Genomic DNA, 21,961 nt, shown 5'->3' with positions numbered 1-21,961 from the left:
ACTCTAATCCAAGCTGGACGAGTTTTTCAGGGGCAGGTCAGCTACCTTTCGATCCTGCGCATGGCGAAACAGTAGCAATCAGCGCCGATCAAAGAAAATTTTCAGTGCGGAACGTTTCCAAATTCCTCCCCTGATCGTCAAAGAAATTAGAGGGACGAATTGTCCCCGGATTTCCTTTAGGGGTTAGTTATGGCGATCAAGTGCGGGCAGAAGAAAAGACTAACGGGAACGACCGCCATAGCCATCGGAATTGGAGTAAAGGTCGTCGGCCTCGGCAGCCCCGCGATCGCCCATGCATCAATGACGCAGAAGGAATTCACCGAGGCGGTCAAAAGCTATCAAATCCCCCAGGGATCAATGGACATTGCATTAAACAGGCTGGCGGACGAGAGCGGCGTGCGCTTGATCTATCGCTCGCATCTCACCGCGAAACTTAGAACGCCCGGTTTAGCCGGCAATTATTCACTCGCTGGCGCGCTTGACGCGCTGTTGTTTGGAACCGGCCTCCATTATCGTCTCAGCGAGAACGGTGAGACGGTTTCAGTGGTGCTGGCCCAAGCTGGCAATGCGGCCAACGACGCCAGCCCGCGCGGGGCGCGTTCCTTACCGACGATCGACGTAGCCGCAGCGCGCCCGCGGCCAGCCCGGGCAGTCTCCCAAGGCGGCGGCGGCCGGTCCGGGGCCGGCGCCGCGAGCGGTCCCCTGACCGGGAAAGAGGCGTTGGGCGGGCGGCTGACGGGCTACATGGCCGACACGGCGAGCACGACGCTGAAGACCGACATGCCCTTGATGAAGACGCCATTCTCGGTGCAGGTCATCACGCGCGAGACGATGGACGATCAGCAGGCGATCGACCTGAATAACGCTGTCGTGGGCAATTCCAGCGGCGTTCTCGTCGTGCCCAACAGCTCCTTCTACACCGGCCTTATGATTCGTGGTTTTTCGACGAATACAAGCATTTACTTCAACGGCTTGCGTCAATACCAACTTATGAACGTCGATACCGCCAATCTTCAGTCGGTTGACGTTTTGAAAGGTCCCGCGGCGATGCTCTATGGGCGATCCGAGCCTGGCGGCTTGGTTGATCTCGTGCCAAAACGCCCCTTAGACACGCCTTATTATTCTGTGCAGGAGCAGGCCGGCTCATATGGCTTCACCCGGACCACGGTGGACGCCACGGCGCCTTTGAACAAGGAGAAAACGCTCGCCTATCGCTTCAACGGGAGCTATGTGCGTTCCGACTCCTTCCAGGACTTTGCAAACAAAGAATATTACTTCCTGGCTCCGACATTCTCCATCCGCCCGAACGACCAATTCAGGGCCAATATCGACTTGCAGTTCATGCATGACGTGGTCATGCCCGAGTCCAACACCGTCGCGGTCGGCAACAGGCCGGCGTCGATTCCAATCACACGCTATCTTCAAGACCCGTCGTACACCGGCAAGCTTCCGCAGCGCTTCGACCTTAGATATTATGGATACGATTGGACTTTCGACATCGACAAAAATTGGAGCCTGACGAATAGGCTATACTATAGGAGTCAGGGTCAAGATCTATCGTCCGTGTCCATCATCGGCCTCAATCAAGCGACAGGCGTCCTGACACGCGGCTCCTATTACCAGTCCGTCACCAATCAAGGCATGGCCACAAATCTGGATCTGAAGGGTAGGTTCGTCACCGGTCCCCTGAGCCACTCCACGTTGGTCGGATTTGACTATTATAGCAATTACCAGCCGCTCGCGCCCTTCTATCTTGTCGTTCCGGCGTCGAAATATCTGCCCACGTTCAACATCTATGCCCCAATTTATGGAAGCAACTTTGCTGGCGTGACGCCGAACCTATTCACCACAAATGCGGAATCCTGGAAGGGCGTTTATGCCCAGGACACAATTTCATTCTGGGACGATAAAATCCATCTGCTTCTCGGCGGTCGATACGATTGGGCGGAAGTTGACTGGCAGGTGAAAAACAACGATCTGCGCACCGCTTGGATTGTGAGCCCGAATTGGAGCAAGGCTTTCAGTCCTCGTGTCGGTCTGACTATTCAGCCAATGCCGTGGCTCTCATTCTACGCGAACTACACCAAATCGCTCAACGCCGATAACGGACTCAACGCGGGCAGCGCGATTCCGACACCATTGCCACCGGTCCGGTCCTATGAATGGGAAGGCGGCATCAAGGCTGAATTTTTGGATAAGCGTCTCTTGCTGACGCTGGCTTACTTCGACCTTGTCAAGACGAACGTCCCGGGGCCGGATCCGACTAATCCCGGGAACACGTTGGTCGCGGGCGAAGCGGAGAGCAAAGGATTCGAGGTCGATCTGAAGGGGCGAATAGACGAGAATTGGAGCGTGATCGCCAATTATACACATGACGACGTACGCGTCACCAAAGGTTCGCTCTACAATCCGCTCACCGAAATCAACACTCAGCTGTTTATTGCCGGAAATCGGCTTCCCACCGTTCCCAAGAATATGGGCAATCTTTGGGTCAAATATGACGCTGACGGCTTACTCAAGGGTCTCAGCATTGGCGGCGGCGCGCAGGTCGTGGGAAGCGCTTTCGGCGACAACGCCAACTCGTTCACGATTCCTGCCTATGCGATCCTAAATGGAATGCTCGCCTACCGTTTCGACGTCGGTCCAGCGCATCTGACGGCGCAGCTAAACGCCAAAAATCTCTTGGACACGACTTATTATGCGAGCTCGGCATCACGGTTCCAGATCATGCCCGGAACCCCGCGAACCATAATCGGCTCCCTGCGGTTGGAATTCTAGCTCTTTTGAAGCGTGCGAATCATCAAGACCGTCGCGCATAGCGGCGTCTAATGAGCCCTGAAGCAGAAAGGGAAAATGAATGCGCATTTCGGTCATTCCGATCGTCCTTGCGATGGCCGTCTTTTCGGCGTCAGTGAGTCAGGCCGCTTCGGCGAAGCAGCAGCCGGTCGCTATCAATTTCGCGCTGATGGCGGACGGACGGGAAGTGGGCTGCGGCGCCCCATTGAGCAATCTCGGCGCTGACCGTCTTCCGGGCAAGCTGCAAGAAGCCCGCTTTTATGTCTACGGCTTCGAGATGATCGACGCCAAAGGCGCGTACACGCCGGTGTCGCTGGAGCAGAACGACTGGCAATATGCCGATGTCGCTCTGCTTGATTTCAAGGATGCGCGCGGCGGAAGCGCAGCATGCAGCGAGAGCAATCCAGCCAAGAATACGCGCGTCATCGGAACGGTGCCGCGCGGCGCGTATGTTGGCCTCTCATTCTCGGTAGGCGCGCCGGTCGAGAGCATGGTCGACGGCAAGGCCGTTTCGATCAATCATTCCAATGTCGAGACCGCGCCGCCTCCGCTCGACATCGCCGGCATGGCGTGGAATTGGCAGGCGGGGCGCCGCTTCTTCACCTTCGAGGTCTATCCGCCCGCTCCCGTCGTCAAGACCGACGGATCGAAATCGCGGGGCTGGATGGTGCATCTCGGCTCGACGGGATGTAAGGGCAATCCTGCGACCGGCGAGATCGTTTCCTGCGCCCATGGCAATCGCTTCGCCGTCGTCTTCGACCGCTTCGATCCGAAAACGCAGCAAATCGACGTCGACCTAACCACATTGCTCGCGAACAGCGACATTACCGTCGACAAGGGCGGCGCGGTGGGCTGCATGAGCGGCCTCGATGATCCCGAATGTCCGGCGGTGTTCAAGGCGCTTGGCCTCAACCTCACTGATACGGCGCCGGGCGCGAATGACGCGGGCAAGCAAACCAAGTCCGGCGTCTCGCCAATCTTTTCGGTTGGGGCCGCTGCGCCCGCGAAGGATGCGAGGGGCAAGCAATGAGACGCTCCGCTCTCCTCATGCTCGTCCTTGCGGCGTCAGGTCTCGCAACGGTCGCGCATGTCTTCGCCGACCCCTCGCCGCCCGCGCAATGGACATGGGACCTGCCGTCCTATATCCCGCCGCCGCGCGTGCCGGCGGACAATTCGATGTCGGAGGCCAAATTCCAGCTCGGGCGCCGTCTGTTTTACGACAAGCGCCTCTCGGGTAACGGGACGTTGAGCTGCAGCTCTTGCCATCTCCAGGAACGCGCCTTTACGGATGGCCGCATGACGAGCATCGGCTCTACGGGCGAGCATACTCCGCGCAACGCACCGTCCATCGTCAATTCCGCCTGGCACGCGACCTACACATGGGCCAATCCGGCGCTCGTGACGCTCGAGCGCCAGATGGAGAACCCCTTATATGGGGAGCATCCGATCGAGATGGGCGTCAATGACGGCAATCGTAAAGAGATCGTCGCGAGACTGCGTGCCGATCCGGATTATCCGCATTGGTTTGCCGAAGCTTTTCCGGAAAAGAAGGATCAGATCAGCTTCGATACGATCATCAAAGCGATTTCCGCCTTCCAACGGGGCGTCGTTGCGTTCAACAGCCGCTACGACCAATATCTGCAGGGCAAGATCAAACTTTCGGAATCCGAGCAGCGCGGCCACGACCTCTATTTTGGAGAGAAGGCCGAGTGCCATCATTGTCATGGCACCGTGAATCTCGACGACCAGTTTGTGCATGGGAAGACGCGCGAGGCGGAAACACCCTTCCACAATACAGGGCTTTACAATATCGATGGCAAGGGCGCCTATCCCGCTCCAAATCTGGGACTGATGGATGTCTCCGGCGATCCCGACGACATGGGCAAGTTCCGCGCGCCCAGTCTGCGTAACATCGCCGTGACCGCGCCCTACATGCATGACGGCAGCGTAGCGACGCTTGAAGACGTGATCGAGATTTATTCGCAGGGCGGACGGAAAATAGAGTCCGGCCCGAACGCTGGCGACGGACGTGCCAGTCCGCTTAAAAGCGGGCTGATCGTTAAGATCGATCTAACTTCGCAGGAGAAAGCGGATCTGGTCGCCTTTCTGAAAACGCTGACGGATGAAACTCTATTGACCTCGCCGCGCTTTTCAGACCCTTGGGTCAAGTCTGCCGTACTCAAGTAGATTAGGTTATTGCAAGGAACATTCCCATTGTCTTCCGTTGCGGCGTTACGGAAGACCACCTTGTCTGGCGTGTATCAAACTACGGCTCAGCGAGGACTTTATAATCAACGCCGTTGAGGAGAAGCAACGATGGCTATCAAGATCGTGAAGAAGGAAATCCTCCCAGTTATTGGCCGCGTTCAGGCATTCTGCAGTTCATGCTCGGGCGGCGGCCAGTGCGGCTGCGGCCCGGCCTGATCTCACCTGGTCTGCTCTACGTCGCCCTCGGTCTGCAGCCGGGGGCGGCGCTTCGCCGCGTCGCTCTCACGAAGGGCGATTCCGATTCCCAGGAGGGCGTTTCGATATGCAGATCGGATTCAATTTCACGTTGAACGGCACGCTCGACATGGTTCGGCGCATGGTCCGCGAGCGACAGATCGATTATGTGGAGCTGCTGATCGACAATTTTCTGCACTTTCCAGTCGAGGATCTGACCGATGCGTTCGATTGCCCGGTCGCTTTCCATATCATGTTCTCGCGGCATCTCGAGAATGATCGCGAATCGCTCCGCAAATTCGCCGAGCGCGTGCGCGTCTTCATCGATGCGATGAAACCGCTCTATGTGTCGGACCACCTTCTGCACTTCAGTCATGACGGAAGACGCCTCTTTCACCTCGGCGAGATCGATTACGCCGCTTATGACTCGGTGCGTCAACGAGTCGAGCAGTGGCAGGAGATGCTCGGCGTGCGGCTCTATCTCGAGAATTACCCCTCGATCATGGAAGGCGGCTGGGATGCGCCGGACTTCTATCGACGTCTCAGTCGGGAGACCGGCTCCGGGGTGCTGTTTGACGCCTCGAACGCAGTCGTCGCAATGCTCAACTGCGGCGCTCCGGTCGATATGTGGAAGGATATCGTCGCCGACACCAAGCATTTTCACGTGGCCGGCTATGGGCCGTCTTTCATCGAGGACGATGTCATCGTCGACACGCATGACCGTGAGATGTCGACGGAGACGCTCGATTTCCTGCGCAGAATGCGAACGGACTTCGACAAGCCCGGTGCGACGATCACCTATGAGCGCGATTTCGAGATCGACTACGAGTCGATCTCCGTCGATCTGCGCCGCCTGCGCGAAATTTTCCCCCGCACCGAGGAGGAGGCTCATGGGCCGCTTATCGCCTGCGCCGGTTAGGATCGACGCCGACCTTCTCGAGGATTTCGCTGATCCGGCCCGGCAGGACGCCTATCCCCGCGATTCGCGCGGCTATGTCCGGGTCGACATCAGCATTCGCGCCTATTGGCACACTTTGTTCGATCAGGTTCCGCAATTGCTGGACCTCTGTGGTCCGGACGGGCGCACGATCTTTCTCCCTTTCATGCAATGGGCGAAGGAAAAAAAAGTGTCGTTCAACTGGGCTTTTTATCTGTGGGTCTATGAATGGTTGCTGCAGTCCGAATTTCGCGACCGGCTCGATACGGATCTGTTGTTGAAAATGATGAGCGCGGCAGGCGGGCGCTGGATCGGCACCGACCGCGACACCGATCACTGCGTCATCATAATGGGGTGCCGCTTGCTCGAGGGCTCGGTCGTCGTCGGCTGGAAGCTGAACAGCCTCGCGACCACTGTCATCCCGGTCGAACGCATCGAGTTCGAGAAACCTCTGCCCTCCCCGAGCGGACTCTTCGGCTGCTTCTACACGCCGACCTTCGAGCTCGACCACTTTCCCGGCTGGCAGCCGATCCCTCGATGAGGGATCAGGGCTTCTGGCGCGGATATTGGCCGCTCTTGCTGGCCATCGGCGCTTCGCAACTCTCGCAGCAGGCGGATATGGCGATGGTGGGACGCCTGGGCGGCGCCGCGTCCGGCGCCTATGCGATGCTGACGCGGCTCGCGGTCGTCGATCTCGTGCTGATGAGCGCGATGGGAGCCGTCGCCTCGACTGCGGTCGCGAAAGCGCAGCGAGACGGGGGGGCGGCGCAAATGGTCGGTCGCACTCTCGGCCTCGCCCTGGTGGCAGGTCTGTGCTGCTGCGCACTCGGCCTCACCGCCTATCCGGCTCTGGCCGAGGCCCTTGCGGGCGACGGTGAGGTCGCGAGGCTGATCGGCGAAGCCGTCTTCTGGTACTCTCTCGCCGCTCCCTTCCGGTTCCTGACCAACACGAGCGCCTTCGCGCTTCACGCTCTGGGCTTCGGCGCCGCGGTGGTGCGCTGGAAGCTGACGGAATTCGTCGCCAAAGCGGCCGCAAATTATCTACTCATGGAGCATCTCGGATTTGGTTTTGCCGGGTGCTTCGTCGCCGGCGCGATCATCCTCGTCGCGTCGACCCTCTGGTGCCGAGGCACGCTCGCCGCTCACGCGATCGGATGGATCGCTGTTCCGCAGCGTTCGTGGGCGTCGATGTTTCTGCGCTCGACCGCATGGGAAGCGCAGCGCATCCTGTCCCTGCAGTTGGCTGTGCTGTTCAGCCTCGCTCTGTTCGCCGCGCCATGGCTTGGCAATTATGAGGTATCGCGCCTCGCTTCCTACGCCGCCGGACAGACCTTCCTGCTCGTCCTGTTCTCGCCATTTATGGCGCTGATGCGCTTCCTTGCGTTCCGATTGGCGAATTTGCGCGAGGATGAACGCGCCGCATCGATGCGTAGGCTCTGGCTGACCGGCGCGCCGATCACGGCAGGCGGTGCTATGCTGCTGTTCATTGGCCGCGACGCGCTCGGTGAGCTTTACGGTCAGCACGGACCATGGTGGTCGGCGCTGATTCAGGCCGCCGCGATCTCACTTCCTTTCCGTTATGTGGCGAATGTTCTGAGGGCAATCCTGCACGCGCGCGGAAATTTCGGCGCAGTGGCCACCGCCGACGGCGTCGCGCTGTGGTTATTGGCGACGCCTCTCGTTGCAATGGGCCTCTCGCTCGACTCGCCGGTCGTCGCTTATTCTTCTCTGATCCTTCCCGAGGCCGCTTCCACCGCATGGCTCTGGCGTCGCCTCGATCGCTCTCCCCGTTTCGGCTTCGTCGTTGAGCGAGGCGAGAACTTCGCCTTGTCGAAAGGGAACGGACCATGACGATACACCATGTCCCGGTCCTGATCGTCGGCTCCGGTTATGCGGGATTGACAGCGGCCTTGATGCTGTCGCTCAGAGGTGTTCCGTGCCTGCTCGTCGAGCGCCGCGCGACGCTCTGCGATCATCCGCGCGCGCATGGGCTCAATCTGCGCAGCATGGAGTTGCTGAGGCAGGTTCCCGGACTCGAGGCTGATCTTCATCGCGCTAGTCGCGCTGCGCCCGGCGACAATACGGTGACGATCGCAAAAACCGTCTGCGGCCCCGTGATGAAGACCATGGACTCGCCCGGCGGCTTCGATACGCGCCGGCTCTCTCCGACCCTCATGTGCAGCGCGGGTCAGGATCGCGTCGAGCCGATTTTGTTGCGACACGCGCGCATGCTCGGCGCGGATATCCGGTTCGCGACCGAGCTCGCGGCGGTTTCTCAGGACGCGCGCGGCGTTCGGGCCGCGTTGCGCGACGTCGCGAGCGGGGAAGAGACGACCGTCGCCTCCGACTATCTCGTCGCGGGCGACGGCGCCGGCAGTGCGATCCGCAAATCGCTCGGCCTCGACATGGCTGGAATTGACGGCATATCTCACGCGGTGTCCATTCTCTTCGAGGCGGATCTCTCGATCGCTATGGGAGGACGCGGCTTCCTTCTCTGTTACCTGCGTCATCGGGATTTCACGGGTGCTTTCGTCAGCTGCGACGATCCGGACCGCGGGCAGCTCAATATCGAATACGATCCGACCCGCGAAGCCGACTCGGACTTCGATGTCGCGCGCTGCGAGAAGCTCGTGCGCGCCGCGCTCGGTCAGCCAGATCTCGACGTCAGGATTCTCGACGTCCTTCCTTGGCGAATGTCGGCGTTGCTCGCCGAACGGATGAGTCTCGGCCGCGTGTTTCTCGCTGGCGATGCCGCCCATATCATGCCGCCGGTCGGAGGCCTCGCCGGCCAAACCGCGATCCAGGATGCGGTAGACATTGCCTGGAAGCTCGCCATGATGATCAAAGGCGAGGCTGATCCAGCCTTGCTGGACACCTATGACGCGGAGCGGCGTCCCGTCGCGCAGCTTTCGATCGCGCGTGCGACCGAGAATTACGTCGAGCGGCTACGCCAGGATCGCTCCGATCTCTCCGACGCTTTCGGCCGCGTCAGCAATCTCGATGTCGCGATGAGCTATCGCTATCGCTCGCCGGCAATTTCTCTTGAGGAGCCTGATGACGGCTCTCCGACGGACGATACCATGCATCCGAGCGGAAAGCCGGGCACCCGCCTTGCGCATGTTTTGTTGATGCGCGATGGCGCCGAGATTTCAACGCATGATCTCGTCGGAAGTAACTTCGTATTGCTCGCCGGGCCGCTTGGTTCGAATTGGATCGAGGGCGCGCGCGCCATCACGCGTCGCTTGCCTGTCCCCGTGATGGCTTATCAAATCGGCGTCGATCTAATCGACTCGAGCCGGCTGCTCCTTGCCAGAACCGGCATTCAGCCTGACGGAGCGTTACTTGTTCGCCCCGATGGATTTATTGCGTGGCGATCACTTTCTTGCGCCGCAGATCCAACTGAAGCGCTCGAGCGCGCTATCAACAGCGCCGCATGTTTAGCTCCGATGACCCATCTCCGGGATCCGTCGGTCCAAAGAGGCGAAGGATTTTGGGTAGGAACCCAAATCCCGGAAAGACTTCACGGCGAATAATGAGCCAAAGAGCGATGATTCATGCATTTTCTCGAAACAAACGAAGTTTATAACGCGTTCATCGTCCAGCGAGCGAGGATCGGCGCCCTTCGCCATCCCATCTTTTCGATGATCGTTTTGCTTTTTGGCGCCGTCGCCAACACGCCGACGACGGCTTTATCCGCATTGGATAGTCCTGAAGCCGCGCGACGCAATTATATTTGTGCGTCAAGTCGTCAAGTCGGATTTGGATGTCCCGTGCTCAGGACGCTCCATTCGAACTCCGACTCCGTTTTGCATGATGGCGATAAAGGTCATGCTCTCGGCGCCGCTAACGCCGCGCGGGCATATCGCGATGGATTGCTGGCGGTCTGCGAGACCGCGGACGACTGCGCTAGAATTGGGGCGTCCAATAATGACGCAGTGGATAAAAGGCCGGACGGCCAGGAGCTCAATGCGGACTTCGTCCAGCTCCTGAAGAATTGGCAGAACTGTTTCACCAGGCAGATAACCGTCGAGACTGTAGCCATGATCGTTTCGGCATGTGATCGCGCCGCCGCGTTTCCCGATCTGGGCTCGAGAGAGCGGCAGAGATTGGCGTCTCGACGCACCAAGCTCCTGGACTTTATTGGCCAATCGCAGGAACTGAAGTCGACAGGCTCCGGTGAGCTGCGCTCTGAAGGAAAGAGGTGATGCATTTGAAACGTTTTGCGGAAGTGTTGCAACGTCTCGCGTCGATCTCTTTCGAAAGTGGCGCGAGGGCGCGCGCCGCCGCCCTGCATTGAGGTGCGCTCGGAGAATGAGTTTCTTCAAGTTCAATCGGAGAAAGCACAAAACATGTCCTGGTCGGCGAAAGACGAAGACAAGCTGATTTGGCGCCTTCAGCGACATCTGCCTCTATACGCACATTGTCGGCCGTCGCTGTTGGCGTTTTTGAAAGTGCGCACCGGCAACGTCAGCATTGCGCCGCGTCTGAAGATCACAGGCGTATTTCGGGCGGATTGCGCAGGCGGAATCATTTGCAAGGTTGTTTTGGACGATGGATTGGAGCGGCAGCAAGTATTCGTTGCTCCTCTCGAGGATCTGGCGATCGACCGCAGGCATCCAATCGCACAGGAAATCGCAACTCGAAAGCCGCGGCGAAGTCGGCGTGGAAAGACTGTTGGTGAATAGGTTTGATCGCGCTAAACCTGGGTCGTCAACATTGCGACAAACTTTCTCTGAAGACACACTAAGTGCAGTGAGGTTGATACAACCGATGCAGGCGCGCCTGTTTTCGCGCGACGCCTTGCAACCGCCTTTTCGGCGCGGCGCGAGATGAATATCTCCGCGCCTTTCATTCGACGCCCCGTCGCGACTACTCTGATCGCCGCCGCCTTTTTTCTGCTCGGCGCCGTCGCCTGCGTCTTTCTCCCGATCGCCAGCATTCCGGCCGTCGAATTTCCGACTATTGGCGTTACGGCCGCGCGGCCGGGGACCGACCCCGCCACCATGGCGGCCACCGTGGCCGCGCCGCTGGAAAGACGACTCGCGGGTATTTCGAGCGTTACCGAGCTCACCTCTGTCAACTCTTACGGTTCGACCTCCATCACGCTTCAATTCGGGCTCGATCGGAACATCGACGCCGCGGCGCGCGACGTGCAGGCCGCGGTCAATGCGGCGGCTGCCGATCTCCCCTCCGACCTGCCGTCGCCGCCTTCTTTCCGCAAAGCCAGCCTGTCCGGCCCGCCGGTCTTTGTTCTCGCGATGACGTCGGAGACGCTGCCGATCAGCGCGGTTTATGACGTGGCGGACTCGATCATCGCGCAGCGCACCGCGCAGGTTCCAGGCGTCGCCAGTGTAAGGATCGCCGGGGCCGAGCAACCGGCGATCCGCGTGCAGGCGGATCCGGCCCGACTCGCGGGCATGAGCCTCAGCATCGACATGGTGGCCGACGCCGTCAGGAAAGCCAATGTCCTCGGTCCGCTCGGCGCATTGGACGGTAGCGCGCGTACCCTTACCTTTGGGGCCAATGATCTCCTACAGACGCCGGACGAGTTTCGTCAGATCGTGATTGCGTCCTCTGGCGGCGCCGTCGCGAAGCTCGGCGACGTTGCGACCGTCGAGCCGGGCTCGCGCAATCGCCTGTCGGCCGGATGGTACAATGGCAAGCCCGCAGTGTTCATTGTCGTCTCCAAGCAGGCGAACGCCAATGTGATCGAGACTGTGGATCACATAAAGGCGCTGTTGCCGAGGCTGCGGAATTGGATTCCGAGCGGCATTGAAATCTCGGTGCTCACCGACCGCACGCAGACGATCCGCGCCAGCGTATGGGAGATCCAGCGGGCTCTGCTGGTCTCAGTCGCCCTTGTGATGCTGGTGGTGTTCCTTTTCCTTCGCAGCGCCGCGTCGGCTTTCGCGGCCGGCGTCACCGTTCCACTTTCGCTCATGAGCGCCTGCACGGCAATGTGGACGGCGGGATTCACGCTCGACAATTTCTCGCTCATGGCGCTGACCATCGCTGTCGGCTTTGTCGTCGACGACGCCATCGTGATGATCGAGAATATCGAAAAAAACATGGAGCGTGGGATGCAGCGTCTCGAAGCGGCGATCGAGGGCGCGCAGCAGATCGGCTTCACGGTCGTATCGATCAGCTTGTCGCTCGTCGCGGTGTTCGTCCCTCTGCTGTTCATGACCGACGCCGTCGGCCTGATGCTGCGCGAATTCGCATTCACGCTGAGCTTCGCAATCGTCGCCTCAACGCTCGTGTCCTTGACGGTCACGCCGATGATCTGCGCGCATTTTGGCGCAGCGCGGCCAGCGCAGCGGGCGATCCTGGACCGGATCATGGAGCGTACGCTGGCCGCGGCGCTGCGGCTATATGTCCGAACGCTGCGCCCCGTCATCGACCGTCCTCGCACGACCCTGCTTGTGATCCTGACGACGATGGGCGCGACGGCGCAGCTCTATCTCACCATTCCGAAGGGCGCCATGCCGCAGGACGACATCGGCCTCATCAACGGCACGACGGAAGGACCGCCAGAGGCGTCCTTCGCGAGAATGGTCGATCTGCAGCGAAAGGCCGCCGATGTGGTCGCCGCCGATCCAGACGTCGCTGCGGTCGGCTCCATTTTGGGCGTTTCCGGTTTTGGCCTGCTCGGCAATCAGGGCAGATTCTATATCGCCCTGAAGCCCGCTGACCGGCGCAAAGCGACGAGCGCAGAGGTCGTCGCAAGGCTTCGGAAGAATCTTGCCGGGATCGACGGCCTGAAAATTTTCATGGCGCCGGCGCAGGATTTTCGTTCGGGCAGCCGCCAGAGCAAGGCGCAATTTCAATTCTCGCTCTGGGACTCCTCCGTCGAGGAACTGGCCGAATGGACTCCGAAAGTCCTACGGCGGCTGAAGGGCCTGCCGCAGCTCATCGACGTGTCAAGCGACGTCCAGAGAGGCGGCTTCAAGGCGAATGTGGTTATCGATCGCAATGCGGCGTCACGCATGGGCGTGGCGATATCCTCAATCGACGCTGCGCTGAACAGCGCCTTCGGCCAGAGACAGGCTTCGATCATCTACGCGGAGCGCAACCAATATCGGGTGATCGTCGAAGCGCCTGAATCGCGTCAGCGCAGCTTGCCCGACCTCGATAATGTCTATGTGGCGGGGGCCGGCGGACAGATCACGCCGCTGGCCGCAGTCGCCCGCGTCGAGCGCGGCGTCCTGCCGCTCGCCGTCAATCATCAGGGCGTCTTTCCCGCCATCACACTGACCTTCAACACGGCCCCGGGCTATTCACTCGGCGACGCTTCGGCGGCCGTTCGCGAGGCGATGAACGATCTGCATATTCCAGATGGGCTGCACGCAGATTTCGTAGGCGACGCCGCGGACTTCCTCAAAATGGCGAAGGGGACGCCGCTCTTTGTGTTCGGCGCGCTTATCGCCGTCTATGTCATTCTCGGAATGCTCTATGAGAGCCTCGTACACCCGGTGACGATCCTGTCGACGCTGCCCTCGGCCGGACTAGGCGCGTTGCTCGCGCTCCAGGCGTCTCAAACACAGTTCACCACCATGGCCTTGATCGGCATGCTGCTATTGATCGGCATCGTCAAAAAGAATGGAATCATGCTTGTTGATTTCGCGCTCCAGGCCGAGCGTGAGAAAGGTCTCTCCGCGCGCGACGCGGCCTTGATGGCGGCGACAGAGCGGTTCCGCCCGATCCTGATGACGACGATCACGGCAATGCTGGGGGCGCTGCCGCTCGCCCTGGCGACGGGCGTCGGCGCGGAGCTACGGCGCCCGCTTGGCGTCACCATCGTCGGCGGTCTGCTGCTCAGTCAGATTATGACGCTCTACACGACGCCCGTCATTTATCTCATCATGAGCAAGCTACAAAAAGCGCGCCCCGCTGCAGCGCCCGCCGGAGTCGACGGACTGAGCGAGGCTACGACGGATGCGACTTGTTGAGGACGAGAGGCGTGCGCCACGTTCTTTCAGCGCCAAAGCCGATTCCAGCTCCTCGTCGCGCGGGAGACTCTGCAAGTTGTCCCGGTTCAATGCTGATTGACATTCGGATTTGCGGCGAGCGTCATGGTCGCCTCGGCGACGGCGCGCATCAGCCCGGCGTAAACGGGCCTCTTGTTCTGGAAGGCGATCTCGGCCGCCGCCGGCGGCTGGGTGAAGACGAGATGGAAATAAGGCGCCGGCAGCAAGCTCGGCCTTGCGCGCGTCGAGCCAGGCGGCTCTCGCAGCTCCCTGGCATTTAGGGCAATGCCGGTTACGGCAGGAGTTGTAGGCGATGCATCATACGACGGCGCAGAGGGCTGATATCGGCCATCTGGAAACCTCCTGTCTGAGGGTGTCGCCTGTGAAGAATGCTCATCGCGTTGAAATCGCGCATGATTTCGCATTTTCGCAGCACTCGTTTTCGCAAGCTCGCGCGTGTTTTGACTTGGTTTTCTTGCGATTTTGCTCGACGACTGGCGTCGTGATTCTGTGGCTTCGTCGGGATCGATGAGGGGAGATTCGCGATGCGGCCGAGAGAGCGGCGCGATAGCGGGCAGAACGACCTTTTCCGGGCGCGGCTCGATCAGATCGTCGACATGAAGCATCCGCTGGCGAAGCTCGCCGCGGCGATTGATTGGAGCTTTCTCGAAAAGACGCTCGGCGCCGTTTATGCCGATGGCCCCGGCCAGGCGCCATGCCGCGTTCGATCATCTTCACGTCTTTGAGCTTGTAGCCGGGGGGGTGCGCCTGATCGAAACGGCGAACGGCCTCCATCGGCATCCGCCGCTCGCGCGCTTCCTCGGCTAAGGTCTCGCGCCAGCGTGCGAAATCCTGAATCCCAGGATGCAGCTTCTCGCCGGTCGGGCTGGTCAGCCGGATCGCCGCGTGCACATGGATGTGCAGCCGGTTCGTGTGCATCACGAAGACATATTCGTGGCCCTTGAACTCGCGCGCGAGCGTCGCGCGGGCTGCTCGATCGCATGGCCGGACCCCACGATTTAGCGAGCTGCAAGGCCGGATTGAATTTCGCGGGAAGCTCCCTGCCGCGCGCGGAAGGCTGGCGCGAAAATTGACGCTCGGCTTCCGCAGCGAGCGCTTTTCCGGTGTCCGTCTCGGCCGCGATCTTCCCGGCCTTTGTGAGCGCCGCGAGCATCGTCGTCGCGCCCTCGACGCCATGAGCCCATTTGGGCTCTGAGAAATTGGCGTCGCGCGAAAAGGCGTCCTCGATCTTGTCGTAGAGATCGCCGAGGGATTTCGCATTGGCGTAGATGCGCTCGCGCTTCCCCCGATCGTCCCGGCCGGAGCCGGCGGCGACGGCGACAAGATGAGCGACGGTCTTTTCGTCCTCGGCTTCCAATCGCCAAGCGTAACAATGGCCCGGAGCGGGCGCGCGACAGCCCTTCGCGCGCTTTGGCTTCCGTGAGCGCGCCATCGAAGGTCACGGACATCCGCGTCGTCGCCGGAAAGTCGGTCGGCCGCCGCCTTCGCACCTTGGATCCTTTCAACTGTCAGACGACGACGGCCAGGAGATCGGAGGTCGCGCGGCCGCAAATGATTTCCGAGCTTCCCCGGCGGTCGAAATGAGACATCGCAACCTGACGCCCACGCGGTTGACTCGCACTTCTCGTCGGTCCCGTTCGATTGGGAAAGGCGAGTTTGTGAACGTTCGGCTGATTCGGCGGCGATCGACCTGGCCGCCTGCACGAAGGCTGCATAAGGGGGAAAGGACGGACAACACCGCATGGGAGTCGAAAGACACAAAGCGCGGTTCGTCGCTCCGGCTTCGTCGGGAGCCGGCTCGAACGTCTGCAAGACGCCGCGCGCCGGGACCGGCAGGTCACGGCGCGCCGATTTACGCGGCGTCGGCAATATCGAGACGAACCGCAAGCCCCGCCTGCGCGGCGAGATTGATGAGTGCTTCCAGACTGAAATTCTTGATCCGACCGCGCAGAAGGTCATTCAGACGCGGCTGCGTGATCCCGAGTCGCTTGGCCGCCTCGGCCTGGGTAACATTCCAACTCCGAACTCGCTGCTCCACGGCGATCAGAAGATTGGACCGCATGGTCATGCTCGCCGCTTCTTGAGGCGTGTCTTCCAAAGCGTCCCACACATTCGCAAAGCTCTGACGTTCCATCGTCGCGCCTCCGTTAGATTTGCCGCAACCGCGCGGCGGCCAGGTCCAAATCTCGTTTCGCTGTCTGCTGCGTCTTCTTCTGAAAGGCGTGCAGCACATAAACAGCGTCCTCTATTTTGGCGATGTAGAGCACCCGGAAGGCGCCCGTTTCATCGCGGATACGGATTTCCCGAACCCCTGCCCCCACGGCCGTCATCGGCTTCCAGTCGCTCGGTTCAAGGCCGAGTTGAACCTTATGCAGCTGCGCGCCGGCCTCCTTCCGCGCCGTTTCGGGAAACTCCCGCAACCGCTCAAGGGAATCCCCAAGAAATTCGACGCGTTTCATGTCAGCCATGATAGTTTATGTCAGTTTTGATATAACGACGCAAGTTGTAGATGCAACGGAGCGCGAATCTGCGCGACGCAAAACCGCCCGCGCTGCAGGAGAGAAACGCAGCGCGGGCGGCGTGGGAGCCGGACGCATGGCGCCCGGCCCGACGCGCACGCTAGGCGGCAACCTGCTCGTCGTCGCCCTCGTCAAACTCCTCGTCCTCGTCCGCGACGATCGGTGCAGGCGCCTACGTCTGCAACGGCGCGGGAAGCCAAGTCGCAAGGTGCTTCTTCGCTTTCGTGATGGCCTCGCCCTTCGGCAGCTTCGGGAGCGCGGCGACGATCTCGCCGGGCGCGCCAGCCTCGGTCGCGGCCTGCGTGATGAGCGCCTTCGGGATGCGCTGCAAGAACACGTCCGACGCGCTCTGCTGCATGTCGAGATTGACGGCCTGAGCGATCTGCGCTGCATGGTTCATGTGCGCCGCGCCATAAGAGCGGGGCTCGTGCGGAAGCTGAACGGCGTTGACCGACATAGCGACGCACTGAGCAAGCAAAGCGAGCAAGTCGTCGAGCTTCGCGTCAAGACACCAATCGAATAGCTCGGCCTGCTTCCGGGGCAGGCGCGCACGCCATGCGCCTTCGCTTTCGCTGAACCGCGTGAAGACGGCGGCGTTTTCAGCGTCCGGCGTCGCGTCCAAATTCGGACCGCGCGCCTGCATGTCCACCGCAACCGAATGCGAGCGACCACGGTAGAACCAGTTTGTTGCGAGCGCGTGGACCGCGCAAGCAAGGGCCACGTCCAGCCGCTTCGCAATCTCCACGGCGAGCGCCGTCGTGCGGGTCTTGGTGAGGTCTGCCAGTAGCGCGCCTGATCCTGCCGCACAAGGCCGCGCGAGACGACAAGCTCGCCTTTGGAGCCAACCGAAACGACGGCGCCCGCGAGCGCCTTTTCCGCTTTATCATAGGTGCGATATTTCTCGCTAAGCGATTCAAGGCTCGCCTCGATGGTGTCGGCCTCGGTCGAGAGCGCGTCGGCGTCGTATTCCTCGTCCTCGTCGCCGGTCTGAAAAATCTCCTCAATCTCGTCCCGACGTGCTTGCAGATTGGCGCGCCGCTTCTCGTCAGCGAACGCCAGCGATGCATGGCTAGCGACAATGATGCTCACAAGCACCATCGAAAGCAAGGCAGCGAGCGTAAACATGAACATTCCTTCTTCGCCACGCGCGAAACAGCGTACCACTTTCGAAGTGGCGCACGGATTCGCACAGCGTCAAGCTCTCCGTCTAATCAATGTTGACGCCTGGCGGGGGTTCGCCCTGGAGTTCAATGGCTCGGCATTCAAAGTCGGTTGCGGACGTGGCCATGAAACGCCCGGCTCGTGCACGAAGCGTCGCAACGCGTTCACGCATAGTTCGGTTGGCCGAACGACCACATTCACAAAGTATAACTCAAAGCAAAATCGGGGCGGCCACGTCGAATGTTGCGTCGAACAGTATCTCGCAGGCGCATTCCCCCGTTTCGGAAACATTGGCCGAATCCACGATGCCGCCCAGCTTGCGCGCTGCTGCGATCGGATCGCCATTTGTGGGCGTATTGTCGAGAGATTGGCTGATCACCACGACCGCCCATTTGCCGTCGGGCTCGTTGCGTGGGAGCGGAAAGCTCCCGCCGTAATAGGTCGAGACGCCTTTCCATTTTTCGACGCCGATCATGCGCTTGTCGACGCAGATCTCAGCAAGAAAGCCATCTCCGTCCCGTCCGTCAAGTTCGATGCGAATAATTTCTGGCCCGGTAAGGCGTAGGCGGTGCGCCACGTCCGGATCGGGCGGCGTCACCGCTTGATCGACCGCGGCGCCGTTTGCGCTGATCGCCCGCACGCGCACCGCAGCGCCGCGATGGAAAAGCGAGAGATCCACATGCGTGCTCGGCGGACAGGCGATCGCCAGCAGCCGCTTTGGCAGACGAAGTGCGGAGACGCCGGACGGGTTGTTTGGGCCAGGATCGAGAAGTTCGGACGAGTCCTCGCCAATGACGACAAAGGGCGCGGCGATCAACGGGAAGTTTACCGCCGCGACGCCCGCAACCTGGTGAGGGAAGCCATGAATGCAAATAGACTGACGGCCCTCGTCGAGCGCGCGGTCGAGCCGGGCGCAAGCCGCGCCCTGTCTGAGCACGCGCTGGATCACGCGACCAGGATCGCGAATAGGGAAGCTGTGTGCGACCACGAAACGCTCCGGATCGCGTTCGCCGGCCAGGGTCCAGAGCTGAGCGCAGATTCCAACCGTATCGCCGGGGCTGTAGACATTACGGTCGGTAAAGACCCGCTTGCCGACAAGCACATGCTCATTGGATCGCGCCTCGTCGGTCATCACATTGTTCGATCCCGCCGTGGTATCGCGCGTATAGTCCCACATCGCCTTGCTTGACCAATGGCGGCCCGGGAAGGGTATACGCGGCAGCTTGGCCACAAGCTGAATTCGCTCGCGGGTCGTTTTTACGCCTGCCGCCGGTATCGGGCTGACGCGTTGTCCCCAACGGTTGGGGTCTTCCGCATCGGAAGCGGCGGCCGCGACCCAGGCCGCCGCGGCTGCGCCGGTCAAAACGCCAGTGAGCGCGCTTGGCGCCGTCCATGTGAAGAGATGCGAGAGCGGCCCTCCACAGGCCAGCCATTCGATCGCGCCGCCGACATAATCGGAAACCGGCGGGAAGGGCTGGATCGCCTCCGTCCCAAGATCGCTTCCCCAGACATGGGCGTTGGAAATCGCCATCGCTGCGCCGTTTCCGGCGTCGAAGCAGATGCCGCCGAGCGTTCCGTAGTGAAAAAGAATGTTGCTGAAGCCGCCGAGAATGGCGGTGGACGTGCCGCCAACCAACGGATCCTCACGACGCGAGCCGCGTTCAGCGGTCGGGCGCTTGCTGTCGGGGCAGGCGTTAGCGCGCGCTATCTTCCAAAGCAATACGTCAGTCTTGTAACCCTCGACTTGCGGCGGCACTTTCTCGCTTCCGCGCTGCTCGATCGCGTCATCGGCGGCGAGCTTTTCACGCACATAATAGTGGAGCGCGACCTCCATGGTTGGTTTGCCGCCGACAAATTTCAGTCCGAAGCCGACGGAAACGATGTTTGGATCGGCGGCCAGCCGACGTCCCTCTGCTGCGGCGGCATGGTCGAGCGGCAGACGCTTCGTGATAGCCGACATGCTGCCTCCTTACGCGAACCTTATGCCCATCGCGGTCAACACGTCTTCTATGCGGCATGCAATTGCATCCGAGCCATCTTCGTGGCCGGCGTGATTCAGCCCGATGACGGCGAGACTGGACTTCTGGAACCACAGCGAACCCGAATCGCCGGGGCAGGACAGAGCGTTTCCCGTTTCGTCCGGGCTGAAGACCAATTGGTTGACGAAGAAGACTGTGCTGCCATCCTCCTCCGTGCGCGGCTTCACAGGTGCGATGCCCGACATTAAAAGGCCCGAGCTCGTGCCGCTGCGCGAGCCAGACTTGAAAGCCCGCAGCGCATCCTGTGCCGCCGGATCGCCGGGATTGTCTGCGAGGTTCTGAAAGACGGCCGTTAACTGCGCGTTGGTTAGAAACGTGCCCGGCGTGTCGATCTTCCCGCCGAGCGTTTCGATCGGCGTGGTTGACGCCTCGTCCGATGCGGCGTCCAGAACGGTGAACATGGCGGCGGTTAACGCACGATTCCCATTCAGCGTCACCACCGCGGCGTCGACAGAGCCCGGGTCGCTCGCCGGCGGGTTCGGGGGCTGCGTTTTCAGCGCATTCAACACCGAACGCGTCAGCGTTCCAATCACCGCATCGTCGCTCTTATTGACCAAATCCGAGCCGCCCGAAACCGCGGCGGCGATGGTCAAAATAATGGCGATGATGATCAGCAGAATCTTCCACCAAGGATCCTGAAAGGGGATCGGCCCAAACTGCCCGGAATATGGATTGGCGTATTCGACCGCATAATCCACCTCGGTTGGAAACAGAAAGAAACTGACCCCCGGATCAAGCGTTCCTGTCCAATCGCCGCCGCCATCCCCGCCGCCGCCGGTCTGGCCGGCGCAGCAGCACGAGACGAGCCGCCGAAGCGCACAAAGATCGATCTCCTTGCCGTCGAGAAACGCCCGCAATTCGGCGCGAACCAGTTCCAGGGTTCGCTTGTCGCAGCCGCCCGTCCCGCCGCTTCCGCCGCCGGTCTGTCCACCCCCCGCGCCGCCAAGGCCGATGCTACGCGCAATGCCGATCGCGCGCTTGAAAGTGGTCAGATCGATCGCCATACGCTTGATCGAGGCCGTCATGACGCCTGCGTCGCAGCGCGAGACAAACGCCTGTCGCGCTCGGTCGAAAGTTGTGCGGGTCACGGAAATCGGCGCCCGCGCCGCCTTGTTGAGCAGTGCGATGTCTTCGGCCCCCTGGTCCGTCACGACCTGCAACTCGACCTGATGTTTTCGCACCTGCGCGTTGGCGACGTCGACCTTGAAATAAATTCGTCGAGTTCCCCAGGGCTCGAGCGCGCCGACGACGACGCGACCGCCAATGACCTGCTGACCGAGCGCCTCCTGGTCCTTCACTGACCAACTATCAATGACATTCACCCCCGCCGCCGCGAGCCAGGCGCGGCAACGATCGCTCAAACCGACGCGCGCCGTCTGCGGCCATGGCAAAGTCCAGATATTTTCGATCCGGACAGCCATCAGATAGCGCCCGAGCGTCGCCTCGAAAACGCCCTCGGGCATCGCTTGCAAACTTTCGGGAAGGATCGCGAAGGGCGGCGTTGGTTGGCTTACGAGCCCAAGCTTGTCGAGACGTATGACGAGATCGTTGAAATCACGGTCGCTGCTTGGCGTGGTGTCGTCTTCCGATGCGACGATCCAGGATAAATGCGGACCGGCGATCGCGGACGTCCCGCGTATAAAGTTGGGCTGCCAGCCATGGACGCCGTCATTGTGTTCGATAGAGAGCGTCCATGGCGACTGCCCATTGCCGAATATGTCGATGGCTGCGCCGGGATTGCCAGCCAAGATCTGCGTTCCAGCCGCAGTTCCGCCTACCACCACGCGTTGCGCCCAAGCAGCGTCTTTTCCGGTAATTGTAATTCGCCAATCGCCCAAAAAAGAAATTTGCGTCTGATCGACCATGAGCCGCACTCCATCCGCACAGCGGAAACGCTGGAGCAGCGCAATCGGTTCCCAGTCCAATCTCAGATCCTTGATTCTACGACATGCGCTTCATCAACCGCTTTGGATCGGGCAGTCCTCGGGCGCACACGCGATAAGCAATAGGTTGCCGATCAAGGTTGACGGTGAACGGCCGGCGCCGATGACACCGCGGTCCGACTGTCGAAAAGAGGAA

The 21,961-nt window shown here is 60.8% G+C and carries 17 protein-coding genes and 3 pseudogenes; 12 read left to right on the top strand and 8 right to left on the bottom strand.

Features of this window, described 5'->3' with window-relative positions; all coding sequences use genetic code 11:
• Positions 1 to 189 precede the first annotated feature (189 nt).
• From MMG94_RS21385 to MMG94_RS21335, 11 genes are all read left to right on the top strand, one after another.
• Positions 190 to 2,778: a TonB-dependent siderophore receptor gene (locus MMG94_RS21385; RefSeq protein ID WP_081495728.1), complete on the top strand. Its 2,589-nt coding sequence runs from the start codon at positions 190 to 192 to the stop codon at positions 2,776 to 2,778.
• Between the two features lie 79 nt (positions 2,779 to 2,857).
• Positions 2,858 to 3,826, top strand: a complete 969-nt coding sequence (locus tag MMG94_RS21380) for an MbnP family copper-binding protein (protein ID WP_016921436.1) — start codon at positions 2,858 to 2,860, stop codon at positions 3,824 to 3,826.
• Positions 3,823 to 4,983 (top strand): methanobactin export MATE transporter MbnM, encoded by a 1,161-nt coding sequence (locus tag MMG94_RS21375; protein WP_016921437.1) that lies wholly within the window; start codon positions 3,823 to 3,825, stop codon positions 4,981 to 4,983. Before MMG94_RS21380 ends, MMG94_RS21375 begins: the two co-directional genes overlap by 4 nt.
• A 129-nt stretch (positions 4,984 to 5,112) precedes the next feature.
• The gene (gene mbnA / locus MMG94_RS21370; protein ID WP_154420472.1) at positions 5,113 to 5,220 is read left to right on the top strand and encodes a methanobactin; all 108 of its coding nucleotides are present in this window, start codon (positions 5,113 to 5,115) and stop codon (positions 5,218 to 5,220) included.
• A gap of 106 nt (positions 5,221 to 5,326) precedes the next feature.
• Positions 5,327 to 6,157: a methanobactin biosynthesis protein MbnB gene (mbnB, locus tag MMG94_RS21365; protein WP_016921438.1), complete on the top strand. Its 831-nt coding sequence runs from the start codon at positions 5,327 to 5,329 to the stop codon at positions 6,155 to 6,157.
• On the top strand, positions 6,129 to 6,716 hold the full coding sequence (gene mbnC / locus MMG94_RS21360) for a methanobactin biosynthesis protein MbnC (protein WP_016921439.1): 588 nt from the start codon (positions 6,129 to 6,131) through the stop codon (positions 6,714 to 6,716). The genes mbnB and mbnC overlap by 29 nt, the downstream gene beginning before the upstream one ends.
• Complete coding sequence (mbnM, locus tag MMG94_RS21355) at positions 6,713 to 8,026, top strand: hypothetical protein (protein WP_016921440.1); 1,314 nt, start codon at positions 6,713 to 6,715, stop codon at positions 8,024 to 8,026. Before mbnC ends, mbnM begins: the two co-directional genes overlap by 4 nt.
• Entirely contained in the window at positions 8,023 to 9,708 is a 1,686-nt protein-coding gene (gene mbnF, locus MMG94_RS21350) for a methanobactin biosynthesis FAD monooxygenase MbnF (protein WP_016921441.1), read from the top strand. The genes mbnM and mbnF overlap by 4 nt, the downstream gene beginning before the upstream one ends.
• 21 nt (positions 9,709 to 9,729) lie before the next feature.
• Positions 9,730 to 10,380, top strand: a complete 651-nt coding sequence (locus MMG94_RS21345) for a hypothetical protein (RefSeq protein ID WP_154420474.1) — start codon at positions 9,730 to 9,732, stop codon at positions 10,378 to 10,380.
• A gap of 144 nt (positions 10,381 to 10,524) precedes the next feature.
• Entirely contained in the window at positions 10,525 to 10,860 is a 336-nt protein-coding gene (locus MMG94_RS21340) for a hypothetical protein (RefSeq protein ID WP_154420476.1), read from the top strand.
• A gap of 144 nt (positions 10,861 to 11,004) precedes the next feature.
• Positions 11,005 to 14,124 (top strand): efflux RND transporter permease subunit, encoded by a 3,120-nt coding sequence (locus MMG94_RS21335; RefSeq protein WP_016921445.1) that lies wholly within the window; start codon positions 11,005 to 11,007, stop codon positions 14,122 to 14,124.
• Between the two features lie 104 nt (positions 14,125 to 14,228).
• Here the strand turns inward: MMG94_RS21335 and MMG94_RS22260 are convergent.
• Positions 14,229 to 14,457: pseudogene (locus MMG94_RS22260) on the bottom strand (transposase zinc-binding domain-containing protein); the annotation flags it as partial.
• 230 nt (positions 14,458 to 14,687) lie between these two features.
• Between MMG94_RS22260 and MMG94_RS21325 the strand changes: the two are divergent.
• Positions 14,688 to 14,870: pseudogene (locus tag MMG94_RS21325) on the top strand (transposase); the annotation flags it as partial.
• A 136-nt stretch (positions 14,871 to 15,006) separates the two neighbouring features.
• Here MMG94_RS21325 and MMG94_RS22255 read toward each other — a convergent pair.
• The 7 genes and pseudogenes from MMG94_RS22255 to MMG94_RS21295 form a co-directional block, all read right to left on the bottom strand.
• A pseudogene (locus MMG94_RS22255) lies at positions 15,007 to 15,081 on the bottom strand (hypothetical protein); the annotation flags it as partial.
• 934 nt (positions 15,082 to 16,015) lie between these two features.
• The gene (locus MMG94_RS21320; RefSeq protein ID WP_016921451.1) at positions 16,016 to 16,297 is read right to left on the bottom strand and encodes a helix-turn-helix domain-containing protein; all 282 of its coding nucleotides are present in this window, start codon (positions 16,295 to 16,297) and stop codon (positions 16,016 to 16,018) included.
• Between the two features lie 13 nt (positions 16,298 to 16,310).
• Positions 16,311 to 16,622, bottom strand: a complete 312-nt coding sequence (locus MMG94_RS21315) for a type II toxin-antitoxin system RelE/ParE family toxin (RefSeq protein ID WP_026016478.1) — start codon at positions 16,620 to 16,622, stop codon at positions 16,311 to 16,313.
• Positions 16,623 to 16,854: 232 nt separating this feature from the next.
• A complete protein-coding gene (locus tag MMG94_RS21310) occupies positions 16,855 to 17,082 on the bottom strand; it encodes a hypothetical protein (RefSeq protein ID WP_154420480.1) in 228 nt (75 codons plus the stop codon).
• Entirely contained in the window at positions 17,079 to 17,807 is a 729-nt protein-coding gene (locus MMG94_RS21305) for a hypothetical protein (RefSeq protein WP_154420482.1), read from the bottom strand. Before MMG94_RS21305 ends, MMG94_RS21310 begins: the two co-directional genes overlap by 4 nt.
• Positions 17,808 to 18,054: 247 nt before the next feature.
• Entirely contained in the window at positions 18,055 to 19,803 is a 1,749-nt protein-coding gene (locus tag MMG94_RS21300) for a hypothetical protein (RefSeq protein ID WP_016921454.1), read from the bottom strand.
• Between the two features lie 9 nt (positions 19,804 to 19,812).
• Positions 19,813 to 21,630, bottom strand: coding sequence for a hypothetical protein (locus MMG94_RS21295; protein WP_154420484.1), 1,818 nt, complete (start codon positions 21,628 to 21,630; stop codon positions 19,813 to 19,815).
• Positions 21,631 to 21,961: the final 331 nt, after the last annotated feature.

Source organism: Methylocystis parvus OBBP, assembly GCF_027571405.1.
In the GTDB taxonomy this organism is placed as follows: Bacteria; Pseudomonadota; Alphaproteobacteria; order Rhizobiales; family Beijerinckiaceae; genus Methylocystis; species Methylocystis parva.
Note: the sequence above shows the minus strand (reverse complement) of the source record. Positions and strands in the feature narration are given on the sequence as shown.

What these genes read in the sequence shown, in the direction of transcription:
- MMG94_RS21385 (WP_081495728.1), top strand. Translation starts at nt 190, where the DNA reads ATGGCGATCAAGTGCGGGCAGAAGAAAAGACTAACGGGAACGACCGCC.
- MMG94_RS21380 (WP_016921436.1), top strand. Translation starts at nt 2,858, where the DNA reads ATGCGCATTTCGGTCATTCCGATCGTCCTTGCGATGGCCGTCTTTTCG.
- MMG94_RS21375 (WP_016921437.1), top strand. Translation starts at nt 3,823, where the DNA reads ATGAGACGCTCCGCTCTCCTCATGCTCGTCCTTGCGGCGTCAGGTCTC.
- mbnA (WP_154420472.1), top strand. Translation starts at nt 5,113, where the DNA reads ATGGCTATCAAGATCGTGAAGAAGGAAATCCTCCCAGTTATTGGCCGC.
- mbnB (WP_016921438.1), top strand. Translation starts at nt 5,327, where the DNA reads ATGCAGATCGGATTCAATTTCACGTTGAACGGCACGCTCGACATGGTT.
- mbnC (WP_016921439.1), top strand. Translation starts at nt 6,129, where the DNA reads ATGGGCCGCTTATCGCCTGCGCCGGTTAGGATCGACGCCGACCTTCTC.
- mbnM (WP_016921440.1), top strand. Translation starts at nt 6,713, where the DNA reads ATGAGGGATCAGGGCTTCTGGCGCGGATATTGGCCGCTCTTGCTGGCC.
- mbnF (WP_016921441.1), top strand. Translation starts at nt 8,023, where the DNA reads ATGACGATACACCATGTCCCGGTCCTGATCGTCGGCTCCGGTTATGCG.
- MMG94_RS21345 (WP_154420474.1), top strand. Translation starts at nt 9,730, where the DNA reads ATGCATTTTCTCGAAACAAACGAAGTTTATAACGCGTTCATCGTCCAG.
- MMG94_RS21340 (WP_154420476.1), top strand. Translation starts at nt 10,525, where the DNA reads ATGTCCTGGTCGGCGAAAGACGAAGACAAGCTGATTTGGCGCCTTCAG.
- MMG94_RS21335 (WP_016921445.1), top strand. Translation starts at nt 11,005, where the DNA reads ATGAATATCTCCGCGCCTTTCATTCGACGCCCCGTCGCGACTACTCTG.
- MMG94_RS21320 (WP_016921451.1), bottom strand. Translation starts at nt 16,297, where the DNA reads ATGGAACGTCAGAGCTTTGCGAATGTGTGGGACGCTTTGGAAGACACG.
- MMG94_RS21315 (WP_026016478.1), bottom strand. Translation starts at nt 16,622, where the DNA reads ATGAAACGCGTCGAATTTCTTGGGGATTCCCTTGAGCGGTTGCGGGAG.
- MMG94_RS21310 (WP_154420480.1), bottom strand. Translation starts at nt 17,082, where the DNA reads ATGAACCATGCAGCGCAGATCGCTCAGGCCGTCAATCTCGACATGCAG.
- MMG94_RS21305 (WP_154420482.1), bottom strand. Translation starts at nt 17,807, where the DNA reads ATGTTTACGCTCGCTGCCTTGCTTTCGATGGTGCTTGTGAGCATCATT.
- MMG94_RS21300 (WP_016921454.1), bottom strand. Translation starts at nt 19,803, where the DNA reads ATGTCGGCTATCACGAAGCGTCTGCCGCTCGACCATGCCGCCGCAGCA.